Source organism: Mesorhizobium sp. Mes31 (genome assembly GCF_024519675.1).
Classification (GTDB): Bacteria; Pseudomonadota; Alphaproteobacteria; order Rhizobiales; family Rhizobiaceae; genus Mesorhizobium.
Genome location: NZ_JALJRL010000009.1, coordinates 64,143 through 84,831 on the forward strand (window position 1 = coordinate 64,143; position 20,689 = coordinate 84,831).

The window sequence follows — 20,689 nt, forward strand, 5'->3', positions numbered from 1 at the left end:
TGAGAATTCGCTCCGCTGAGTCGGATGGCGCGGGTTTCGAGAACCGGAGCGGAGCGGACGTTCAAGTCCGTGAGCACCGGAAGCACAGAAAACCGCGTCAGGCGGCCAGCGGAGTAGAATTGTCGAACGGCTCTTATTCCGCCGGCCGGTCCGCCGGATATGGCGTCCTGATCAGGATCGCCATGCCTATGGCCAGGAACAGGATGATCACCGCCATGCCGAGCCGAGCCGAGCCGCTGAGCGCGGTGATCGTCGCCACCAGGAATGGCGCCAGAAAGCTGGTTGCCCGACCGGCCAGCGCATAGATGCCGAAATAGCGGCCGGATTCCGCCGCCGTCACGCTGCGCGCCATGTAGGAACGCGACGACGCCTGCACCGGCCCGAAGGCCAGGCCGATCAACAGCCCGTACATGATGTAGGCCTTTTCGGCCGCCGTGCCGAACAGCCCGCCCGAATCGACCGTCGGCAGCTGTATCAGGCCGAGCAGCGTGAAGCCCGGACCGGTCGAGACGACGCCGATCGTGGCGACCGACAGCATCACCAGCGCAATCATCACCACCACCTTGGAGCCGAGTGCGGTATCGAGGCGCGCGGCGATCCAGCAGCCGAAGATGGCCACCACGTTGAGGATGATGCCGAACATGCCGATCTCGGTAATCGACCAGTGGAACATCGCCGCCGCGAAGGTGCCACCCAGCGCCAGCAGCGCATTGACGCCGTCCTGGTAGATCATGCGGGCGACGAGGAAGCGGAAGATGCCGCCGCGCCGGCGCACCTCGGCCAGCGTCGATTTCAGTTCCGACAGGCCTTCGCGCACCGCCGGCCCGATCGGGATGCCCCTGATGGCGTCCGGCGTGAAGAAGAACATGGGCAGGATGAACAGGAAGTACCAGCCCGCCGACAGCGGTCCGGTGGCCCTGGCATCCTCGCCAAGCTTCGGGTCGAGCCCGAACAGCGGGTCGATGCCGATGATCGTCTTGCCGGTTTCCGGCGAGCCGGCCATGCAAGTGACGACGAAGATCAGGGCGATCATGCCGCCGAGATAGCCGAGGCCCCAGGCAATGTTGGAGATCCGGCCGATCTCGCGTTTCGGCACCAGGCGCGGCATCATCGAATCGTTGAACACGGTCGAGAATTCCGCCGCTACCGAGGCCAGAGAAAACAAGGCCACGACCAGGAACAGGTTGGAGCCGGGTGCAGCGAACCAGAGCAGGGTCAGGCTGGTGATCTTGATCGCGGCGAAGAACGCGATCCATGGCTTGCGCGGTCCGGTCTGGTCGGCGATCGAGCCGAGGATCGGCGACAGCACGGCGATGACCAGCCCTGCCGCGGCGATGCCGTAACCCCAGACGGCCTGTCCGGTGTTCGGATCGCTCGCCATGCGCGAGACGAAATAGGGGCCGAAGATAAAGGTGGTGACGACGGTGAAGAACGGCTGCGCCGCCCAGTCGAAGAACATCCATCCCCAGATGCCACGCCCCGACGCCCGCTGCACTGCCACCTCGGTCATGTCCCCTCCGTCTTTTTGTTGACCATGATCCTGCCCGAAAACCGGCATCCACTTTTCGGAATCATGCCTGACGGAGCCCCGAAGCAGGGCGCCGTATCGCTCTATAGCGTAGTTCCCGCCGGCAATCTCGCCCGATCTGGCAGGCGATCATCGCGCGGACAGATCGCTCATCAGGCCGGATGCGACCGACAGCCGCGACACGGTGATGTCGCCGCCCTCGGTCAGCGCCTGCAGCCGCTCGCGGATGCGCGCCACCCGCTCGCCACCGGCCTCCAGCCACGCCGCCACCGGATCCGCCGCCTTGGCATGGCCGGTGAGCGCCGCCACCGCGATGCCACGCCTCGCCGAGCCGATCGTGTCGGTGGCGCGCGACAGCGCCAGCTGGTCATAGTAGTCGGAAGGCGTAATCGAACGCGCCGCGTCCTCGACGCGCGGGATGCGGAAGGCATCGCTGACCGCGAAGAACGCCTTCGCGGCGGCGACGATGTCGGCATTGGCCGTCCGCGCCGTCAGCGCGATGTCGGGGATCAGTTCAGCCACGTCGGTCAGCGCCAGCTGTTCGGCTAGCCCTTCCGGCGCGCCGCTCTTGAACAGGTCATGCCGCTTCTCCTCGATCCGCTCGCGCGAGAAGGCCGGCAGCAGCGAGGCGAGTTTCGGTTCCAGCGCCTTGCGTGCTTCCTGCAGTTCGGCGATGCGCTGGGCCAGCCCAGCCGTGCCGGCATCGTTCTTGAGATACCAGCCGCTGGTCACGTAGATCAGCCGGCTGACCGCCTGGTAGAGATCGAGCTGGACCTGTCCGTCGATGTGGTTGTCGAGCGCATCGATCTCGCGATAGAGCGCCGGCAAGGCAAATCCGTCGCGGACGACCGCGAAGGTGCGGACAACATCGGCGACACTGCGACCGGTCGCCTCCTGCAGCCGGTTGACGAAGGACGGTCCACCCCGGTTGACCAGGTCGTTGGCAACGACGCGGGCGATGATCTCGCGGCGCAGGCGATGGCCGTGGATCTCGGACGCGAATTTCTTCGCCATGCGCGCCGGGAAATAGTCCATCAGGTCGCGGTCGAAATGCGGTTCGTCCGGCGCGTCGCTGGCGACGATGTCGGAAAACAGCACGATCTTGGCGTAGGCAAGCAGCACGCCGAGCTCGGCCCTGGTCAGCGGTTCGCCGCGGGCTTCGCGCTCGGCAAGGGTCGCCGGCGACGGCAGCGTCTCCACGGTGCGATTGAGCAGGCCGCGCGCTTCCAGCGCCGTCATGAAGCGGCTCTGGTGAGCGATGTCGGCGAGCCCGCGCTTGCGGGCGATGGAAAGCGCCAGCGTCTGCTCGTAGTTGTTGGAGAGCACCAGTGCGCCGACCTCCCCGGTCATCTCGGAGAGCAACTTGTTGCGCGCCGGGCGTGTCAGCGATCCCTTGCGCATGGCGGATGCCAGCGCGATCTTGATATTGACCTCGACGTCGGAGCAGTTGACACCGCCCGAATTGTCGATGGCGTCGGAATTGCAGCGACCGCCGTTCAGGCCGAACTCGATACGCGCCCGTTGCGTCACGCCGAGATTGGCGCCCTCGCCGATCACCTTGGCGCGCACGTCGAGCGCCGTAATGCGGATGGCGTCGTTGGCGCGGTCGCCGACATCAGCATTGGTCTCGGTGGATGCCCTCAGATAAGTGCCGATACCGCCGAACCAAAGAAGGTCGACCGGCGCCTTGAGGATGGCGTTCAGGATCTCGACCGGCGACGCCGTGGTCTTGCCAAGGCCGATGGCCGCGGCGGCCGCTGCCGGCAAGGTGATCGACTTCTGGTTGCGCGAAACGATGACGCCGCCTTCCGACAGTTTCGTCTTGTCGTAATCCTGCCAGCTCGAACGCGGCAACGCGAACATGCGCTGGCGCTCGGCCAGCGACGCCGCCATGTCCGGATCCGGGTCGATGAAGATGTCGCGATGGTCGAAGGCGGCGATCAGCCGGGTCTTCTCGGACAGCAGCATGCCGTTGCCGAACACGTCGCCCGACATGTCACCGACACCGACGACGGTGAAGGGAGAGGTCTGGATGTCGCGGTTCATCTCGCGGAAATGCCGCTTGACCGCTTCCCAGGCGCCCTTGGCGGTGATGCCCATCTTCTTGTGGTCGTAGCCGGCCGAACCGCCGCTGGCGAAGGCGTCGTCGAGCCAGAAGCCATGGCTCTCGCTGATCGCGTTGGCGGTGTCGGAGAAGGTCGCCGTGCCCTTGTCGGCGGCGACGACGAAATACGGATCGTCCTGGTCGCGGCGCACCACGCCGGCCGGCGGAATGACCCCGTCGAGGCCGATATTGTCGGTGATCGACAAAAGGCTCGAAACATAGTTCTTGTATGCCGACGTGCCGGCTTCGAAAATGGCGTCGCGGCTGCCGCCCGCCGGCAGGCGCTTGGGGAAGAAGCCGCCCTTGGCGCCGACCGGCACGATGACGGCGTTCTTGACCTGCTGCGCCTTGACCAGGCCGAGCACCTCGGTGCGGTAATCCTGGGCACGGTCCGACCAGCGCAGGCCGCCGCGCGCCACGGGGCCGAAGCGCAGATGCACCCCTTCGACCTCGGAACCGTAGACAAAGATTTCCCGCCACGGCCGCGGCTCGGGCAAACCATCGACCGAGCGCGAATCAAGCTTGATCGCCAGCGACTGGCCCTTGTCTTTCGTATCGGCAACGAAATGATTGGTGCGCAGCGAGGCTTCGATCAGGTTGAGATAGCGGCGGATGATGGTGTCGTCGTCGATGTTGGGAACGTCTTCCAGCGCGTCCTTGATCTTGGCCTTGAGATGCTTGGCCGCCACGACGCCTTCCGTTTCGGCGGTCGGACCGAGCCGGGCGAGGAACAGGGCATGCAGGCCGCGCGCGATCTCGGGATAGCGATTGAGCGCCGCGGCGATGAAATCCTGGCTCTGCGGGATGCCCACCTGCTGCAGATAGCGGCCATAGGCGCGCAGGATGGTGATCTCGCCCGACCAAAGGCCGGCGGTCTGAGCAAGGCCGTTGTAGCCATCATTGTCGACGTCGCCGCGCCAGACGGCGAGGAATGCGTCCTCGAACAGCGCGCCATGATCGCCAAGGTCGATCGGCTTGCCGTAGCTGTTCTCGAGCTCCATGTCGTGGATGAAGACCATGCCAGGCTGATCCCTATTGATCATGCCGGGCTGATCACTATTGATCGTGCCGGTCGCGTCGTCGCCGACCTCGAAGGTGCGCTCGCTGATGACGCGGAAGCCGATGTTTTCCAGCACCGGCACCCGCCGCGACAGCGCCACCGGGCTGCCGTGGTGATAGATCTTCAGCGCCGCCTGATGCGGCTTCTGCTCGCCGTGACGGTAGTAGTCGATGGCGATCGGATTGCTGGCGCTGATGCTGGCGATGCGCCCGGCATCGACCAGCGCCACGGCTGGCGAGAAACTGTCGCGATAGCTTTCGGAAAACCGCGAGGCGATTGCCGACAGCGCCGGATCGGCGCCGGATTCGGCCGCTGTTTCGCGTAGCGCGTCCTCCCAGGTCCGCACGATGTCGCGGATCGCCGCCTCGATCGTCGCCTGCTCGATTTTCGGCGTCTTGCCGCCGGAGCGGCCGATGATGAAGTGAACGCGCGCCAGCCCGCCTTCCGGGAAAGCCGGATAGTATGCCGACAGCCGCCCTTCGAACACCGTCTTGAGATAGGCGCCGATCTTCTCGCGCACGACACTGTCGTAGCGGTCGCGCGGCACGAAGACGAGGATCGAGACGAAGCGGTCGAACTGGTCGGCGCGCACCAGTGCCCTGACGCGAGGCCGCTCCACCAGCCCCAGAATGGCCTCGGCGTGCTTGCGCAGGATCGGCACCGGGACCTGGAACAGTTCGTCGCGCGGATAGCTCTCCAGCACGTTGATCAGCGCCTTGCCGGAATGATCCTCCGGATTGAAGCCGGATTTGGCGATGATGGTTTCGGCCTTCGACCTGAGATACGGGATTTTCATCACCGAGCGCGTGTAGGCGGTCGACGTGAACAGACCGACGATGCGCAGTTCGCCCGAAAGCACCCCCTTGGCGGTGTAGGTCTTGACGCCGATGTAGTCGAGATAGATGCGGCGATGCACCACCGACTTGGCATTGGCCTTGGTGACGATCAGCGGCTCTGGCCCGTGCAGGAAGGCACGGATCTCCGGTGTCGTCGTCACAGCTTCGGTGCCGCGCCTGAGCACCAGCACGTCGGGATCGGCCAGGATGCCAAGGCCGGGCTTGTCGGAACGCTCCAGCATGCCGCTTTTCTCGCTGCCGGTGTACTTGAACTCGCGCATGCCGAGAAAGGTGAAATTGTCATCGCGCAGCCATTCCAGGAAGGCGATCGCCTCGGTGACGTTGGCCTTGTCGAGCGGCACCGGCGCGTAGCGGAATTCGGAGATCGCCTGGTCGAGGCGGGCCAGCATCGGCCTCCAGTCGGTGACCGCGGCGCGCACCTGGCCCAAAAGCTTCTTCAGCCGTCCGGCCAAAGCCTCGGCATGTTCGACGGAAAGCCGGCCGATATGGACATGAATAACGCTCAGCCGGTCGTGGGTGGTGTCGCTCTTGACGGAGCCGCCGTCGCCGAGGATTTCCTCGACGCCGCCCTTGCCATGTTTGACGACGATGACCGGATGGGTAACCAGCAGCGGCTCACCGGCAGCGTCGGTGATTTCGCCGAGGATGGAATCGAACAGAAACGGCATGTTGTCGTTGACGACGGTGATGACGGTCATCGGCCGGCCCTGGCGGACGACACCGGAATCGACATCGATGGCGACGACGCAATCACCCTTCTTGTGTCGCGCGACGGCGCGCCCGGCGAGATCCGCGGCGCGCACGAGGTCGGCCACGTCATAGGCGGCGATGTCTTCGGCAGGGGCTCGGGCCAGCAGATAATCGGCGAGCTTGCCGGACTTGTCTTCCCCCTTTACCAGGTTCTTTTTCGGCTGGCTTGCGGTTTTCAGGCTGGCCATGACGCTAATTCCCTCCCGTCACATGCTTTTGCGACTATGGTAGCAGATGACCGCTGTTTGGCGACAAAGGTTTGACGGCTTGCAAAGAAATATCGGAATTCGGCGGCAAGCCACCGCGTGATGAGGAGAAACACCCGATGACCGGCAAAATCACCGCGCTTGACCTCGGCAAGGCGAACCTCAGCGAAGCGACGAAAGCCTATTTCGCCAAATGCGAGGAGAAGCTCGGCCTCGTACCCAACGTGCTCCAGGCCTACGCCTTCGACGACAGGAAGCTTCGCGCCTTCACCGACATGTACAATGATCTGATGCTCGGAGAATCCGGCCTGTCGAAGCTGGAACGCGAGATGATCGCGGTCGTCGTCTCCTCCATCAACCACTGCTATTATTGCCTGACCGCGCATGGCGCGGCGGTGCGCCAGTTGTCCGGCGATCCGGCGCTCGGCGAGATGATGGTGATGAATTTCCGCGCCGCCGATCTTTCGCCCAGGCAGACCGCGATGCTCGAATTCGCGGTCAAGCTGACCGAGGATCCCGCGAAGATCGTCGAGGCCGACCGGGCGGCACTGCGCCATGCCGGTTTTTCCGACCGCGACATATGGGACATCGCTTCGACCGCTTCCTTCTTCAACATGTCGAACCGGGTAGCCGCGGCAATCGACATGCGGCCGAACGACGAATACCACGCGATGGCGCGGTGACGGCTCGGCGCTGCAACCCAACCGCGCCTATATTAGCTATTTCGCATTCTCGTTGCTTGTTTGCCGGTTTGGTCCGATGATCGGCGCGCGGCATGACCGCATGCCGGTTCGATGCCGCTGAACAAGGGAGGAGAACATGGCGAAGTTTCTCTACATCTATCACGGCTCCGGCAAGATGCCGACGAGCGAAGCCGAGCGGAAGGCGATGATGGACGCCTGGACAGGCTGGTTCGGAAAGCTTGGCTCGGCCGTCGTCGACAGCGGCAATCCGGTCGGCATGTCGAAGACCGTCCTGCCCGGTGGCAAGGTGGAGAACAATGGCGGCAGCAACCCGACCGGTGGCTACTCGATCATCGAAGCCAGGGATATCGACGATGCCGCCGAGAAGGCCAAGGGGTGCCCTATGCTGGCCATGCCCAACTGCAACGTCGAGATCGCGCCGATCATCAATATGATGAGCTGACGCCTCGCCTCAGGACCGTGCCGCGATCGCTGCGGCGGCACCCGCCATGGTGCCGGCGCTGACGCGGTTGGCGATCTTCATGGCGCGCTTGCTTTTCAACAGCTTGCGCGCCTGCGAGGCGGCGAGCACCCAGGCGAGATCAATGGCGACCAGCACCACGGCCATGGTCGCCGTCAGTTCGACCCAGCCGACGAGGCTGACCGAAGCGAGGTCGATGATGGTCGGCAAAAGCGCCAGGTAGAACATCATGATCTTGGGGTTGCCGAGCGTTACCGCCATGCCGGCGAAGAACAATTTGACGGCCGAATCCTCGCGCGGCATCTCGCCCTCGCGCGCCTCGACCGGCGCGGTCCACATCTTCCAGGCGAGGTAAGCAAGATACGCAACGCCAACCCATTTCACCACGACGAAGGCGAAATGGAAGGTCTGCGCCACGACAGCCAGCCCGAACACCGCCAGCGACAGCCAGATGCCCTCGCCGATCCACATGGCGAGCAGGAACGGGAACACATCGCGAAACCCCTTCGAGATGACCCGTGCGACGAGAGCCGCGATCGACGGACCGGGCGAGCCGGCGGCGACGAACAAAGCGGCGGCGAAGATCAGGAGCGAGGTGAGGTGCATGGCACTGCCTTTCAGCGGTTGAGCGGCGGACGATATCCGATCGACATCACCGCTTGCAATGTCGGGGTCGGCAGTCCCCGACCGGCTCAGCGTTCGGTCTTGCCCTTGACTGCCATGCCTGGCTTGCGTCAGGTCGATCTTGCCGAGAAGGCAGGAGGAGAAGTTTTCGTGATTGTGCAAAGTTGGCGCGCGATCGTTCGACGGTTCGCAAAGCTGGCTATCCTGACAGCCAGCATTGCGCTGAGCGGGGCGCCCCTGGCCGTCGCATCGTCGTGGAAGCCGCCAAAATATGATCACGTCGTTGTCGTGATCATGGAGAACCACGCCTTTGAGCAAATTTCACAGGCGGGACGAGCTGCTCCCTATTTGAACACGCTGGCAAAGGGCGGCGCGCTGTTCGATCGATCCTACGGGGTTGCTCACCCCAGCCAGCCCAATTACTTCGCGCTGTTCAGCGGCTTGACGCAAGATGTCCATGACGACGGCACGCACAGCTTTGCAGCGCCGAACCTGGCCGCTCGTCTTCGGGCTCATGGCAAGACGTTTGCAGGCTACGTCGAAGCCGGATCGCCGCGAAAACATAATCCCTGGGAATCGTTTGCGGACGCGAAGGGATTTGAGAAGTCTTTGTCCCAGTTCCCTCGCGACTACGCGAAGCTGCCATCCGTGAGCTTCGTGATCCCCAATCTCAAAAACGACATGCATGATGGCACGATAGAGACGGCTGACAACTGGTTGAAAAATCATCTTGGAGGCTATGCAGTTTGGTCGAGGAAAAACAAAAGCCTTTTGATAGTGACGTTCGATGAAGACGACTACCGTACACAGAATCATATATTTACTGTATTCTACGGATTTGGAATCAACCCAGGACGGTACCCTGAAAAGATCGATCACTATTCGGTCTTGCGAACTATTGAAGACATAGAAAGCATCCCTCCCTTGGGCATCAGCGTCATCAGAAGGGTGATCGCAAGTGGCTGGAGCCGACGGTAATTCCTCGCCGGACAAGCCCGGTCGCCTTGCCGTCGTCATTGGCTACGGCTAGAAATGCCGCCTCGAAACAATTTTGAGCTGCACTTTGCCTACGTAACCGCCGGTCTCGTCAACTCCCCCGACACAATGCATGGCGCCGCATTCGCGGTGTCTGTTTCATTTTCACGTGTTCCTCTGGGCGGCGGTTCGAGACCGGTTTGGCACTGCTGAACCGCTGTCGCGCGCAACCGCCCGTGACGCCGATTTCCGATCATAGCAAGTTTGCGCCACACCGTGCCCGCATGGGCATCTCGACATCGCCGACCTGATGAACTTCCCGACGGGAAGGGCTTATCGGCATGTCTGGTTATCTGTGCATCCACTGGGCGATCACGCCTGAAACCGCACCTCGACCGCTCATCAACTGCAATCGCTGCGGCACCGTGAAGGCGTATCGCTGCAGCGAGAAATTCCGCGTCAACGCCAACGGCAAGCGCATCGACGTCTGGCTGATCTATCGCTGCATCGACTGCGACAGTTCCTGGAATTTCGGCATTCTCGAACGCTGCAACCGCCGCGACATCGAGCCGGCGCTGTTGCGGGCGCTTGAAGGCAACGATCCGGCATTGGCGCGGCGCCACGCTTTCGATGTCGCCGCGCTGCGCAGCCGCGTGGGGCATGTCGAAGAGTTTCCCGATGTTGCCGTCCACAAGCAAAGGCTCGGCGACACAAGGGAAAGCGCAACCGTGCTGGAACTCAAGCTCGGGCTCGAAATGCCGACATCGCTCCGGCTCGACCGGCTGCTTGCCAATGAACTCGGCATGTCACGATCGCGGCTTCAGGCGCTGGAAGACAGGCGATTGCTGGTTATTGACCCGGACGGCGCCAAGGCCCTGCGCAAGCCGGCCCGGCATGGAGCGACGATCCGCATCGATCTCGTCGCCGAACCCGACCGGCAGGCCATCATTTCGGCTGCCGGTGGATAAATGAAAAAGGGGCGGAGCACATGAGTGCTCTGCCCCTCTGAGCTGTTGGAAAATTGAAAGCTTACGCCGCGCCGACCGCCTTGGCCGACTTCTCGAAGCGCTTGCGCTCGTTCGGGTCGAGATAGAGCTTGCGCAGGCGGATCGTCTTTGGCGTCACTTCGACCAGCTCGTCGTCCTGGATCCAGGCCAGCGCGCGCTCCAGCGTCATGCGGATCGGCGGGGTGAGCTTGACCGCCTCGTCCTTGCCGGCGGCGCGGATGTTGGTCAGCTTCTTGCCTTTGAGCACGTTTACTTCGAGGTCGTTGTCTCTGGTGTGAATGCCGATGATCATGCCCTGATAGACCTTGACGCCCGGGTCGATGACCATCGGGCCCCGGTCTTCCAGGTTCCACATGGCATAGGCCACCGCCTCGCCCTGCTCGTTCGAGATCAGCACGCCATTGGTGCGGCCCGCCAACTCGCCCTTGTAGGGCTCGTAGGCATGGAACAGCCTGTTCATCACGGCGGTGCCGCGCGTGTCGGTCAACAGTTCCGACTGGTAGCCGATCAGGCCGCGCGTCGGCGCGTGGAAGACAATGCGCTGGCGATTGCCGCCGGACGGGCGCAGCTCGACCATCTCGGCCTTGCGCTCCGACATCTTCTGCACGACGATACCGGCATGCTCCTCGTCGACGTCGATGACGACTTCCTCGACAGGCTCGAGCAATTCGCCGTTCTCGCCCTTCTGCATGACCACGCGCGGCCGCGACACGGCGATCTCGAAACCTTCGCGGCGCATCGTCTCGATCAGCACGGCCAGCTGCAATTCGCCGCGGCCGGAAACGAAGAACGAATCCTTGTCCGGCGATTCCTCGATCTTCAGCGCGACATTGCCTTCGGCCTCGCGCAGCAGGCGGTCGCGGATGACACGGCTGGTCACCTTGTCGCCTTCGGTGCCAGCCAGCGGTGAATCGTTGACCAGGAAGGACATGGTCACGGTCGGCGGATCGATCGGCTGCGCATGCAGCGGCTCGGTCACCGAAGGGTCGCAGAAGGTGTCGGCGACGGTGCCTTTCGACAGGCCGGCAATGGCGACGATGTCGCCCGCCTGGGCTTCGTCGATCGGCTGGCGCTCGAGGCCGCGGAAGGCGAGGATCTTGGAAATACGGCCGGTTTCGACCAGCGTGCCGTCATGGTGCAGCACCTTGACCGGCTGGTTGGACTTCAGCGTGCCGGATTCGATGCGGCCGGTGATGATGCGGCCAAGGAAGGGATTGGCTTCCAGAATGGTGCCGATCATGCGGAACGGACCGGGATGCACGGTCGGCGCCGGCACATGCTTGATGACGAGGTCGAACAGCGGCGCCAGGCCCTGGTCCTTCGGGCCTTCCGGATTTTCGGAAACCCAGCCGTCGCGGCCCGAGCCGTAGAGGATCGGGAAGTCGAGCTGCTCGTCGGTGGCGTCGAGCGCGGCAAACAGGTCGAACACCTCGTTGACCACCTCGACATGGCGGGCGTCCGGGCGGTCGATCTTGTTGATGACGACGATCGGCTTCAGGCCGACCTTGAGCGCCTTGCCGACGACGAACTTGGTCTGCGGCATAGGCCCTTCGGCGGCATCGACCAGCACGATGGCCGAATCCACCATCGACAGGATGCGCTCGACCTCGCCGCCGAAATCGGCGTGGCCGGGGGTGTCGACGATATTGATGCGGGTGTCCTTCCAGTCGACCGAGGTCGCCTTGGCCAGGATGGTGATGCCACGTTCCTTTTCGAGGTCGTTGGAATCCATGGCGCGCTCGGCGACGCGCTGATTGTCGCGGAAGGAGCCGGATTGCCGCAGCAATTGGTCGACGAGGGTGGTTTTTCCATGGTCGACGTGCGCGATGATCGCGATATTACGAATTTTCATGTTCTGGTCTCGGGAGCGTTGCAGGCAGCAGGCCAAAAGGCGCTGCCTCTTTCGGTTGCGCGGCTCATACAGGGTTTTTCGCATTTGCGAAAGAGGAAGCGAGACACCAAATACTCATCAAATCTTAAGCATCCTCGTGTGAGATGATTTTGTTAACCAAGGCGGGAACCTTTCGGGGTCCCGGGCAGTTCGAACATCATGACCGATAAACTCAACCGATTTTGGCCGCTCATCGCATCGGTAGCCTTTGCCGTCCTGCTGGCGGCCAACGCCGCACAGTCGGCCGCGACGCAGAAGGAGGCACGCCCTGCCTTGTCGGCGGACGCGCCGTCGGCCGAACAGGTATTCGCCGACGCGCCCGACGGCGTCGACCCGATGGTGACCGGCCCGGTCAGCGCCGCCTTCAAGCAGAGGCAGGACGCCGCCAATTGCGACAGCGCCGTCTGGCCGAACATCCCGATGGTCTGCTATCCGGATTGACGACCGCAGGCAGCGGTCGTCATCCCAGGGCGAAGCAGGAGCGAAGCTCCGTCGCGGAGACCCAGGGATCCATGCCGTGACATCCCCCGAAAAAACGCTGAGGCGCAGAATGAAAGCCGTTCTGCCGCATTCGTGCGCTTACGCCGACCGCACCGGGTCGAGCGTGACCTTGTAGAGTTCGTTGTCGTCGCGATCCATCAGCCGCACCGTCATCTGTTCGCTGGCGCCGTTGATATCGACCAGCCCGAAGAACTGCAGGCCCGCCGATGGCGGCAGGTTCTGGCCCTGCTCGGCGGTCGGCGCCTTGATGAACTTCAGTTCCGGACCGAAGGTCATGTCGAAATCGTTGGGGCCGAACGTGCCGGCATGGATCGGTCCTGAGACGAATTCCCAGAACGGATTGAAATCCTGGAACTGCGCCTTGTCGGGATTGTAGTAGTGCGCCGCCGTGTAGTGCACGTCGGCGGTCAGCCAGACGGTGTTGCTGATGCCGGCGTTCTTGATGTAGCGCAGCAGGTCCGCGATCTCGAGTTCGCGACCCTTTGGCGCACCATTGTCGCCATTGCTGACCGCCTCGGCACCGACCTTCTTGGTTCCGTCATCCCAGACGACGAGGCCCAGCGGCATGTCGGCGGCAATGATTTTCCAGGTCGCCTTCGAATTTGCCAGCTCCCGCTTCAGCCACTTCGTCTGCTGTTCGCCAAGCATGCGCGATTGCGGCGTCATCTCATCCTGCATGTCGGGACCATTGGGCCCGCGATAGGAACGCATGTCGAGGAAGAACACGTCGAGCAGCGGTCCGTAGGCTATTTTGCGATAGACGCGGCCGGGCTCGGACGGTTCGTAGCGGATCGTCGTCATCTCGTGGAAGGCGCGCGCCGCACGTGCCGCCAGCACATGGATGGATTTCTCGGTGTAGCGGTTGTCTGCGCTCAGATCCTTCGAATCCGACCAGTTGTTCAGCACCTCGTGGTCGTCCCACTGGTAGAAGGTCGGACAGATGGCGCTCAGGCCCAGCACGTTCCTGTCCATCATGTTGTATTTCCACTGGTCGCGATATTCGTCCAGCGTCTCGGCGACCTTGCGCTTGCCGTCGATGAGCACGACGTTCTTCCACTTGCCGCCGCCGGGCAGGTCAACCTCGTCCTTCATCGCGCCGTCGGCATAGATGGTGTCGCCCGAATGCAGGAAGAAATCGGGCGTGTGCTTGCCGATGGTGGCGTAGGTCTTCATGCCGGTCTCGTCGATGCCCCAGCCTTGGCCGGCGGTGTCGCCCGACCAGGCGAACTTGATGTCGCGCTTGGAGGCGGGCGCGGTACGGAAACGGCCGGTGATCGGCTCCGAGACGGCGTTGATGTCGACGAGATCGGCCGCCGTCATGCGATAGAAGATGTCCTGGTCGGAGGCGAGATCGGTGAGCAGCCGCTTCACCGTGTAGTCGCTGGCCGGCGAGGTATCGAGCGGCGCCAGGCGGGTCGCATTGGCGAAATTCTCCGTCGACGACACCTCGAACATGACGCGCGACGGGCGGTCCGTGCGCGTCCACACCATGCCGCTGGTCGCGTCGACATCGCCCGACTGGACGCCATGCGTGAAGGCCGGGCGCTGGCTGGCGCGCGAATAGTATGGCAGCGCCAGGCCGGAAACGCCGACCAGGCCAACGGCGCTGGCGGAAGTGACGAAAGCGCGGCGGGTCATCGAGAGCTTGTTCATGGCTGTCTCCTGGATGGCGTTGAACGGTGCCACCAAGGTCCAGCGTCAATGTTTCAGCGTCATCTCGAAACCATGAAGTTTTTCTGACAATGCACTGGCAAGCCGGGCCGCCGGCTATGCCGCCTGCGGTTCCGGATCAAACGCCGGCCGGCGGGTGTTGATCAGCAGCGAGATGCAGGCGGCGGCGATCGCCGTCATGCCGGCGATCAGGAAGGCTAGCTCATAATTACCCTGCAGCTCGCGCATGGTGCCGCCGAAAGCCGCGGCCGTGGCCGCCCCGACCTGATGGCCGGCGACGATCCAGCCGAACACGATCGGCCCGCTGCGGTCGCCGAACGCCTCGTTGGCGAGCCTCAGCGTCGGCGGCACGGTGGCGATCCAGTCGAGCCCGTAAAGGACCGCGAAGATGATCAGGCTGGTCGCCGAGAACCCGGAATAGGGCAGATAGATCAGCGACAGGCCGCGGATGCCGTAGTAGACGCCGAGCAGCTTGCGCGGATCGAAACGGTCGGTCAGCCAACCCGACAGCGTCGTGCCGATCAGGTCGAAGATGCCCATCATCGACAGCAGGCCGGCGGCCTGCACCTCGCCGATGCCCATGTCGCCGCAGAACGCGATCAGATGCGTGCCGACCAACCCGTTGGTGGTGAAGCCACAGACGAAGAAGGTGGCGAACAGGTACCAGAACACCCGCGTGCCGGCGGCGCGGCGCAGCGTGTTGAGCGTGTGGGCGAGGAAGTTGCCTTGCGAGGCCGGCGATGTCGGCGGCACGTCATCGGCCTCGGCGCCAAACCGCACCATGCCGATCGAGGCCGGCCGCTCCGGCACCAGCAGCCAGACCAGCGGCAGAAGACAGGCGGTGGCGACCGCGACGGCGATGGCGACCGGCTTCCAGCCGCCCGACTGGGCGAGCGAGGCGAGCAGCGGCAGGAACACCAGCAGGCCGGTGGCGCTGGAGGCCGACATCAGCCCCATGACAAGGCCGCGATTGGTCTTGAACCAGCGATTGACGATGGTGGCGCCGAGCACGGTGGCGACCGCGCCGGAACCGATGCCGGAAAACACCCCCCAGGTGATGAACAGATGCCATGGCTTGGTCATCAGCAGGCTGAGCGCGGTCGACCCCGACATCACCACCAACGAGGCGAGCAGCGTGCGGCGCAACCCGATCCGCTCCATCAGGGCAGCGGCAAACGGTCCGGTCAGACCGTACAGGAAGATGCCGATGGCGGCGGCCACCGAAACCACATCACGCCCCCAGCCGAAGCTGTTTTCCAGCGGCAGCATCATCACGGCGGGGGCCGAACGAAGACCGGCCGCGATCAGCAGGCAGAGGAAGATGACGCCAACCACGACGAAAGCGTAGCGCTGGCCAAATGGACGGGATTGAGCTACCATGTTACTGACCGGTACGTTGCAGGGAGGTGATATGTATACGTACCGATCGGTAACACTGTCAATCGAGTCACATGATGCCAACGGACAAAAATATTGAACCGACCATCAACAACGGTCATGCATCGGCTCCGCCTAAGGCCGCCAAGAAGATCCTCGATGTGGCGCGCGACCTGTTCTACCGGCAGGGCATCAGGGCGATCGGCGTCGACGAGATCGTCAGGCGCGCCGGCGTCACCAAGCCGAGCCTCTATCGCAGCTTTCCCTCCAAGGACGAGCTGGCAGCCTCCTATCTCCGGCAGTACGACCTTGAGTTCTGGGATCGCTTCGACGAGGCTGTGAACGCTCATCCCGGCGACCCGCGCGCGCAGATCAAGGCTTTCCTGACCCGCGTCGGCAAGCGCACGCAGATGCCGCAATATCGCGGCTGTGGCATGACCAACGCGGCGGTCGAATATCCCGAACACGGCCATCCGGCGCGCGTGGTCAGCGAGGCCAACAAGCAGGAACTGCGCCGGCGCCTGCGCGCCATGGCGGTGGCGATGGGCGCCGGCGATGGCGATACGCTGGGCGACGGGCTGCTGCTCCTGATCGAGGGCGCCTATATCAGCGGCCAGCTGTTCGGTGCTGGCGGACCGGCGCAGTCGGTGGCGACGAATGCCGATCTGCTGATCGAAGCAAGCTTGAAGAAATAGCGATTGGCGATACGCTGGGCGACCTCCAACGGAGATCTCCGCGATGCGCAGCCTGTTGATTCCGCTTGTCCTGGCCAGCGTCTGCCAGGCGGCGCAAGCCGGCGACATATCGAGCGCCTACACCGACCTCGACTGGAAGAAGGACTGCGTGACCTATGCGCAGGCCGAGGAAGGCGACGGCGACTGGGCCGATCTCGCCTGTTCGGGGTATCGCGGCTATCCGGTGCTGGTCGCCTATGACGACGCTCGTGAATCGCTGTTCTACGGTTTTCCGCCCGGCGGCGACATGGCGTCCGCCTGGGAGAGCTTTTCCGGCTTCAATTCGTCCGGAGCCAAGGTCGAGTGGCGTATCGAAACCAATGGCGACAAGGCCGTGCCGTTCGCGGTCATCCATCGCCGCTCGATCAGCAATCCCGAGGATGAGAACAAGCCGACCGAGGTGCTGCTCGTCGCCAAGGTCGCCCAGATGGATGGGCGCGACAGCTGCACCGTCGGCCTGGTGCTGGCCACCGGCAATCCCGGCGCCAATGACCAGGCGCGCAAGCTTGCCGACGAGAAGGCGCGCGCATTCGCCTGCGGCAAGGACAAGCATATCGTCATCGGCAACGTGCCGGCTTTCGGCCGGGTGGATAATTGAGAGCGCGGCACGTCAAAACGGCGTGATGCAACGCGTTTGTTGGATATCGTCGGTCCGCGCCGCCCCTCATTGCCCTGCCGGGCATTTCTCCCCATATAATGACGGGGAGAAAGACGCCATCACCACCGATTTCGCCAAATGTCGGCGCTGCAGAAAACGCGCCGAGGGTGCCGGCAGGCGGATGAGGGGCAGCGCTACACTTGGGAGTTTGTTCTCAAACTCCGGCACACCGCTACTTGCTCGCTTTCGCCCGCGCGATGGCGTCGACGATCATCTTCTTGGCATATTTGGAATCGTGCCAGCCCTCGATCTTGACCCATTTGCCGGGTTCGAGGTCCTTGTAGTGCTCGAAGAAGTGCTGCACCTGCTGGCGCGTGATGTCGGGCAGTTGCGTGTACTCGGTGACGTTCTCGTAGCGCAGCGTCAGCTTGGGCGACGGCACCGCGATGACCTTCTCGTCCTGGCCGGCATTGTCTTCCATCACCAGCACGCCGATCGGCCTGACATTGATGACGCAGCCCGGCACCAGCGCGCGCGTGTTGCAGACCAGCACGTCGATCGGATCGCCGTCGCCGGAGAGCGTGTGCGGCACGAAGCCGTAATTGCCGGGATAACGCATCGATGTGTGCAGGAAGCGGTCGACGAACAGTGTGCCGGCCTCCTTGTCCATCTCGTACTTGATCGGCTCGCCGCCGATCGGCACTTCGATGATGACGTTGATATCTTCCGGCGGATTCTTTCCGATGGCTATGGCTTCGATGCGCATGGCTTTGTCCCTCTTTCGATGGGAGACCGATAGCGGGCGCTGCGGCGCTGCGCAATGCGGCGAATGGTGCTGGGCATGGCCGGAAGGCGCACTGGCAGAAAGACCGGGCTGTCACTCCCAGACGAAGGCCACCTTCTTCAGCGCCTTCTGCTCGAAGATCTCGACGCCTTCGGCAACGTCTCGGCCGCCAGCGCCTGCATAGAAGGCGAGCGCGTTCTGGTTGTCTTCCAGCGCCCACACCACCATGCCCTTCAGCCCGTGATCGGCCAGACGCGCCCGTGCCGCCGCGAACAGGCGGCTGCCGAGCCCGATGCCCTGATATTCCGGGCGCAGGTACAATTCGTAGATTTCGCCTTGCTGCCGCAGTTCCCGGGCCCGGTTCTTGCCGATCGTCGCATAGCCGGCGATCTTGCCGCCGATCTCGACGACCAGGACGGTGGCGGCGCGGCGGATTGCGTTCGCCCACCAGTCGGCGCCGCGGCGGTTGATCATCGATGTCAGGGTGCGGTGCGGAATGATGCCGGAATAGGCGCCGCGCCAGGCCTGCAGGTGCACATCGGCGATGGCGCCGGCATCGCGCGGCTCGGCCTTCCTTATGTCGATCGTCAGCGTATTCATGATTTGTTAACCATAAACCCGCATCGCCCGATTGCAAGAGTCCGGGCGACCCGCGGACCGCTTTCTCACAGGCGATCATTGCGTCGGCAACGCGCCTTCGAAACCTTCCTGCAGGGGCTCAAATCTCGACCAGATGGTCGTCCAGTTCGTTGGCATCGCCTGACGTGACCGGGAAATGCTCGGCCAGCACCGCACCCACCGATTCGATTGCCTTGACGAAGCCGTCGGCAAGGCGGTCATCGCCGGCATGCGCGGTCAGGTCGCGTATGACACCATCCCAGACATGCTGGCCGACCTTGGCATCGATGCCGCTGTCGGCGATCACCTCGGCGTAGTGCTCGGCAATTGAGACGAACACCAGCACACCGGTGCGCGCCGTGGTGCGGTGGACGTTGCGGGCGAGGAACTGCTTGATCGCGTCGGCGTGCGCCGCCTGGTAGCGCAGCCGCCTTGGCACCAGATGGATGCGCAGGCCGGGCAGCGCCCACAGCAAGGCCAGCACGCAGGCCAGCGCCAGCAGCTGGGCGAGGACGAAATGCGGCAGCCGGATCGACAGCCACCAGGCCTCCAGCCCATAGGCGACGGCGAGACTGACGATCAGCATGCCTGCTGTCGCCATGAAGGCGGCCGGGAAGAAATAGCCGTCGCTGGCATGCGACACGACGCAGTAGATCTCGCCGTCGGTTTTCGCTTCGGCGGCGCGGATCGCCGTGGCGATGCGCGCGTGATCCTCGGCTGTGATTGGTCTTGTTGCCATGATCTTGTCTCACCAGCTTCCTGAAGAACCGCCACCGCCGGACGAGCCGCCGCCACCGGAAAACCCGCCGCCGCTGCTCGAGCCCGACGACCAGCCACCGCCGGAACTCCCCGACGACCAGCCGCTGCCCGACGATGACCCCGAAGACCAGCCGCCGCCCGAGGACGACCCGCTCGATCCGTGGCCGTAACGAAAGGTCATGCCCAGCCATTTGTACACGCCCGGCGACAGCTTTGTGCCGAACATCGGCGGCAGGAATGCCATCGCCAGGCCGCCGAAGAACATCGTCGCCCACAGGATCACGAACGCCGCTACGATGGGATCGATGGGGGTGCTGCTGTCGGCGGGATTGCGGTGCCCGCGCGCTTCCAGTTCTTCCGGATTGCCTTCCAGCACCATGACCATGTCGTCGACGGCCTTGCTGATGCCGCCGGAGAAATCGCCGGCGCGGAACGCCGGCACCATGTCGTTTTCGATGATCAGCTTGGTGTGCAGGTCGGTCAGCGTCCCCTCGAGGCCATAACCGACCTCGATGCGCATCTTGTGGTCGTTCTTCGCCACCAGCAGCAGAACGCCGTTGTTTTCGCCGGCCTGGCCGAGCTTCCAGAAGCGGAACAGCCGGTTGGCGTAGGGTTCGATCTCCTCGCCGTCGAGGCTGGGAATCGTGGCGACGACGATCTGGTCCGAGCCTTTTTTCTCGAAATCGGCGAGCTTCTGCGTCAATGTCGCCTTGGTGGCATCGTCGATGATGCCCGCATTGTCGACGATACGTCCGGTCAGGGCAGGCAGCTCGGCGGCGAAAGCCGTGAACCCCCAGAACAGTAGGCTCAGGGCCACCAGGACAACGCGGATCACCGGGGCGAAGCGGCTGGGTCTCGACAGGCCGATGGTGCGCGTCGTCATGTCGTCACCAACTGCCCGAGGAGCCGCCGCCGCCGGACGAGCCGCCGCCACCGGAGAAGCCGCCACCGCCGCCTCCCGACGACCATCCGCCACCGCCGGACGACCAGCCGCCACCAGAGGACCGCCGGCGGCTGGGCTCGAAGGTCATGCCCAGCCAGCGATAGCGGCCTGGCCCGAGTTTCTGGCCGAAGATCGGCGGCAGGATCGAAGCCGCGATGCTGCCGAAGAAGATGATCGCCCAGATGCTGATGAAGACGGCGAAGAACAGGTCGTCGGAATTGAACGGCGCCTGCTGGTTGCGCTCGCCGCGCGCCACCAGTTCCTCAGGATTGCCTTCCAGCACCATGATCATGTCGTCGACGGCCTTGCTTATGCCGCCGGAGAAATCGCCGGCGCGGAACGCCGGCACCATATCGTTTTCGATGATCAGCTTGGTGTGCAGGTCGGTCAGCGTGCCTTCCAGTCCATAACCGACCTCGATGCGCATCTTGCGGTCGTTCTTGGCGACCAGCAGAAGCGCGCCGTTGTTCTCCTTCGCCTGGCCGAGCTTCCAGAAGCGGAACAGCCGGTTGGCGTAGGGTTCGATCTCCTCGCCGTC

Annotated in this window: 18 protein-coding genes; 7 read left to right on the plus strand and 11 right to left on the minus strand. The window is 63.6% G+C overall.

Annotated elements, in window-relative coordinates; all coding sequences use genetic code 11:
* Positions 1-133 precede the first annotated feature (133 nt).
* Together NR193_RS16800 and NR193_RS16805 are read right to left on the minus strand one after the other, a co-directional pair.
* Positions 134-1,510 (minus strand): MFS transporter, encoded by a 1,377-nt coding sequence (locus NR193_RS16800; RefSeq protein WP_256751904.1) that lies wholly within the window; start codon positions 1,508-1,510, stop codon positions 134-136.
* 147 nt (positions 1,511-1,657) lie between these two features.
* On the minus strand, positions 1,658-6,487 hold the full coding sequence (locus NR193_RS16805) for an NAD-glutamate dehydrogenase (RefSeq protein WP_256751905.1): 4,830 nt from the start codon (positions 6,485-6,487) through the stop codon (positions 1,658-1,660).
* 137 nt (positions 6,488-6,624) lie between these two features.
* Here NR193_RS16805 and NR193_RS16810 point away from each other — a divergent pair, with 137 nt between their 5' ends.
* Both NR193_RS16810 and NR193_RS16815 read left to right on the plus strand, forming a co-directional pair.
* A complete protein-coding gene (locus NR193_RS16810; protein WP_256751906.1) occupies positions 6,625-7,188 on the plus strand; it encodes a peroxidase-related enzyme in 564 nt (187 codons plus the stop codon).
* 136 nt (positions 7,189-7,324) lie between these two features.
* Positions 7,325-7,651 carry a hypothetical protein gene (locus NR193_RS16815; RefSeq protein WP_256751907.1) on the plus strand — a complete coding sequence of 109 codons (327 nt, stop codon included), beginning with the start codon at positions 7,325-7,327 and terminating at the stop codon, positions 7,649-7,651.
* 9 nt (positions 7,652-7,660) lie between these two features.
* On the opposite strand, the gene NR193_RS16820 is transcribed toward NR193_RS16815, so the two are convergent.
* The gene (locus NR193_RS16820) at positions 7,661-8,275 is read right to left on the minus strand and encodes a LysE family translocator (protein ID WP_091576249.1); all 615 of its coding nucleotides are present in this window, start codon (positions 8,273-8,275) and stop codon (positions 7,661-7,663) included.
* Between NR193_RS16820 and NR193_RS16825 the strand changes: the two genes are divergently transcribed.
* Both NR193_RS16825 and NR193_RS16830 read left to right on the plus strand, forming a co-directional pair.
* Complete coding sequence (locus NR193_RS16825; protein ID WP_256751908.1) at positions 8,270-9,271, plus strand: alkaline phosphatase family protein; 1,002 nt, start codon at positions 8,270-8,272, stop codon at positions 9,269-9,271. The genes NR193_RS16820 and NR193_RS16825 overlap by 6 nt on opposite strands.
* Before the next feature lie 338 nt (positions 9,272-9,609).
* Positions 9,610-10,236 (plus strand): DUF1062 domain-containing protein, encoded by a 627-nt coding sequence (locus NR193_RS16830; RefSeq protein WP_256751909.1) that lies wholly within the window; start codon positions 9,610-9,612, stop codon positions 10,234-10,236.
* Positions 10,237-10,297: 61 nt separating this feature from the next.
* On the opposite strand, the gene typA is transcribed toward NR193_RS16830, so the two are convergent.
* A complete protein-coding gene (gene typA, locus NR193_RS16835) occupies positions 10,298-12,127 on the minus strand; it encodes a translational GTPase TypA (protein WP_256751910.1) in 1,830 nt (609 codons plus the stop codon).
* A gap of 198 nt (positions 12,128-12,325) precedes the next feature.
* Between typA and NR193_RS16840 the strand changes: the two genes are divergently transcribed.
* Positions 12,326-12,607: a hypothetical protein gene (locus NR193_RS16840; protein ID WP_091576129.1), complete on the plus strand. Its 282-nt coding sequence runs from the start codon at positions 12,326-12,328 to the stop codon at positions 12,605-12,607.
* Between the two features lie 138 nt (positions 12,608-12,745).
* On the opposite strand, the gene NR193_RS16845 is transcribed toward NR193_RS16840, so the two are convergent.
* Together NR193_RS16845 and NR193_RS16850 are read right to left on the minus strand one after the other, a co-directional pair.
* A complete protein-coding gene (locus NR193_RS16845; protein WP_256751911.1) occupies positions 12,746-14,320 on the minus strand; it encodes an alkaline phosphatase in 1,575 nt (524 codons plus the stop codon).
* Between the two features lie 114 nt (positions 14,321-14,434).
* On the minus strand, positions 14,435-15,718 hold the full coding sequence (locus NR193_RS16850; protein WP_256751912.1) for an MFS transporter: 1,284 nt from the start codon (positions 15,716-15,718) through the stop codon (positions 14,435-14,437).
* Between the two features lie 74 nt (positions 15,719-15,792).
* On the opposite strand from NR193_RS16850, the gene NR193_RS16855 reads away from it, so the two are divergent.
* Both NR193_RS16855 and NR193_RS16860 read left to right on the plus strand, forming a co-directional pair.
* Positions 15,793-16,410, plus strand: coding sequence for a TetR/AcrR family transcriptional regulator (locus NR193_RS16855; protein WP_256751913.1), 618 nt, complete (start codon positions 15,793-15,795; stop codon positions 16,408-16,410).
* A gap of 43 nt (positions 16,411-16,453) precedes the next feature.
* Positions 16,454-17,047, plus strand: coding sequence for a hypothetical protein (locus NR193_RS16860; protein WP_256751914.1), 594 nt, complete (start codon positions 16,454-16,456; stop codon positions 17,045-17,047).
* 232 nt (positions 17,048-17,279) lie between these two features.
* On the opposite strand, the gene ppa is transcribed toward NR193_RS16860, so the two are convergent.
* From ppa to NR193_RS16885, 5 genes are all read right to left on the minus strand, one after another.
* On the minus strand, positions 17,280-17,813 hold the full coding sequence (gene ppa / locus NR193_RS16865) for an inorganic diphosphatase (RefSeq protein WP_195177685.1): 534 nt from the start codon (positions 17,811-17,813) through the stop codon (positions 17,280-17,282).
* Positions 17,814-17,924: 111 nt separating this feature from the next.
* Positions 17,925-18,431 (minus strand): GNAT family N-acetyltransferase, encoded by a 507-nt coding sequence (locus NR193_RS16870; RefSeq protein ID WP_256751915.1) that lies wholly within the window; start codon positions 18,429-18,431, stop codon positions 17,925-17,927.
* A gap of 118 nt (positions 18,432-18,549) precedes the next feature.
* Positions 18,550-19,188, minus strand: coding sequence for a TPM domain-containing protein (locus tag NR193_RS16875; RefSeq protein WP_256751916.1), 639 nt, complete (start codon positions 19,186-19,188; stop codon positions 18,550-18,552).
* 9 nt (positions 19,189-19,197) lie between these two features.
* Positions 19,198-20,091 carry a YgcG family protein gene (locus NR193_RS16880; RefSeq protein ID WP_256751917.1) on the minus strand — a complete coding sequence of 298 codons (894 nt, stop codon included), beginning with the start codon at positions 20,089-20,091 and terminating at the stop codon, positions 19,198-19,200.
* Positions 20,092-20,095: 4 nt separating this feature from the next.
* Positions 20,096-20,689, minus strand: a 594-nt coding sequence (locus NR193_RS16885; RefSeq protein ID WP_256751918.1) for a YgcG family protein, incomplete at its 5' end; no start/stop codon positions are given.

Coding starts and splice junctions, on each gene's coding strand:
- NR193_RS16820 (WP_091576249.1), bottom strand. CDS start 8,275: ATGCACCTCACCTCGCTCCTGATCTTCGCCGCCGCTTTGTTCGTCGCC.
- NR193_RS16855 (WP_256751913.1), top strand. CDS start 15,793: ATGCCAACGGACAAAAATATTGAACCGACCATCAACAACGGTCATGCA.
- NR193_RS16810 (WP_256751906.1), top strand. CDS start 6,625: ATGACCGGCAAAATCACCGCGCTTGACCTCGGCAAGGCGAACCTCAGC.
- typA (WP_256751910.1), bottom strand. CDS start 12,127: ATGAAAATTCGTAATATCGCGATCATCGCGCACGTCGACCATGGAAAA.
- NR193_RS16880 (WP_256751917.1), bottom strand. CDS start 20,091: ATGACGACGCGCACCATCGGCCTGTCGAGACCCAGCCGCTTCGCCCCG.
- NR193_RS16840 (WP_091576129.1), top strand. CDS start 12,326: ATGACCGATAAACTCAACCGATTTTGGCCGCTCATCGCATCGGTAGCC.
- NR193_RS16815 (WP_256751907.1), top strand. CDS start 7,325: ATGGCGAAGTTTCTCTACATCTATCACGGCTCCGGCAAGATGCCGACG.
- NR193_RS16845 (WP_256751911.1), bottom strand. CDS start 14,320: ATGAACAAGCTCTCGATGACCCGCCGCGCTTTCGTCACTTCCGCCAGC.
- NR193_RS16875 (WP_256751916.1), bottom strand. CDS start 19,188: ATGGCAACAAGACCAATCACAGCCGAGGATCACGCGCGCATCGCCACG.
- NR193_RS16800 (WP_256751904.1), bottom strand. CDS start 1,510: ATGACCGAGGTGGCAGTGCAGCGGGCGTCGGGGCGTGGCATCTGGGGA.
- NR193_RS16850 (WP_256751912.1), bottom strand. CDS start 15,718: ATGGTAGCTCAATCCCGTCCATTTGGCCAGCGCTACGCTTTCGTCGTG.
- ppa (WP_195177685.1), bottom strand. CDS start 17,813: ATGCGCATCGAAGCCATAGCCATCGGAAAGAATCCGCCGGAAGATATC.
- NR193_RS16805 (WP_256751905.1), bottom strand. CDS start 6,487: ATGGCCAGCCTGAAAACCGCAAGCCAGCCGAAAAAGAACCTGGTAAAG.
- NR193_RS16860 (WP_256751914.1), top strand. CDS start 16,454: ATGCGCAGCCTGTTGATTCCGCTTGTCCTGGCCAGCGTCTGCCAGGCG.
- NR193_RS16870 (WP_256751915.1), bottom strand. CDS start 18,431: ATGAATACGCTGACGATCGACATAAGGAAGGCCGAGCCGCGCGATGCC.
- NR193_RS16830 (WP_256751909.1), top strand. CDS start 9,610: ATGTCTGGTTATCTGTGCATCCACTGGGCGATCACGCCTGAAACCGCA.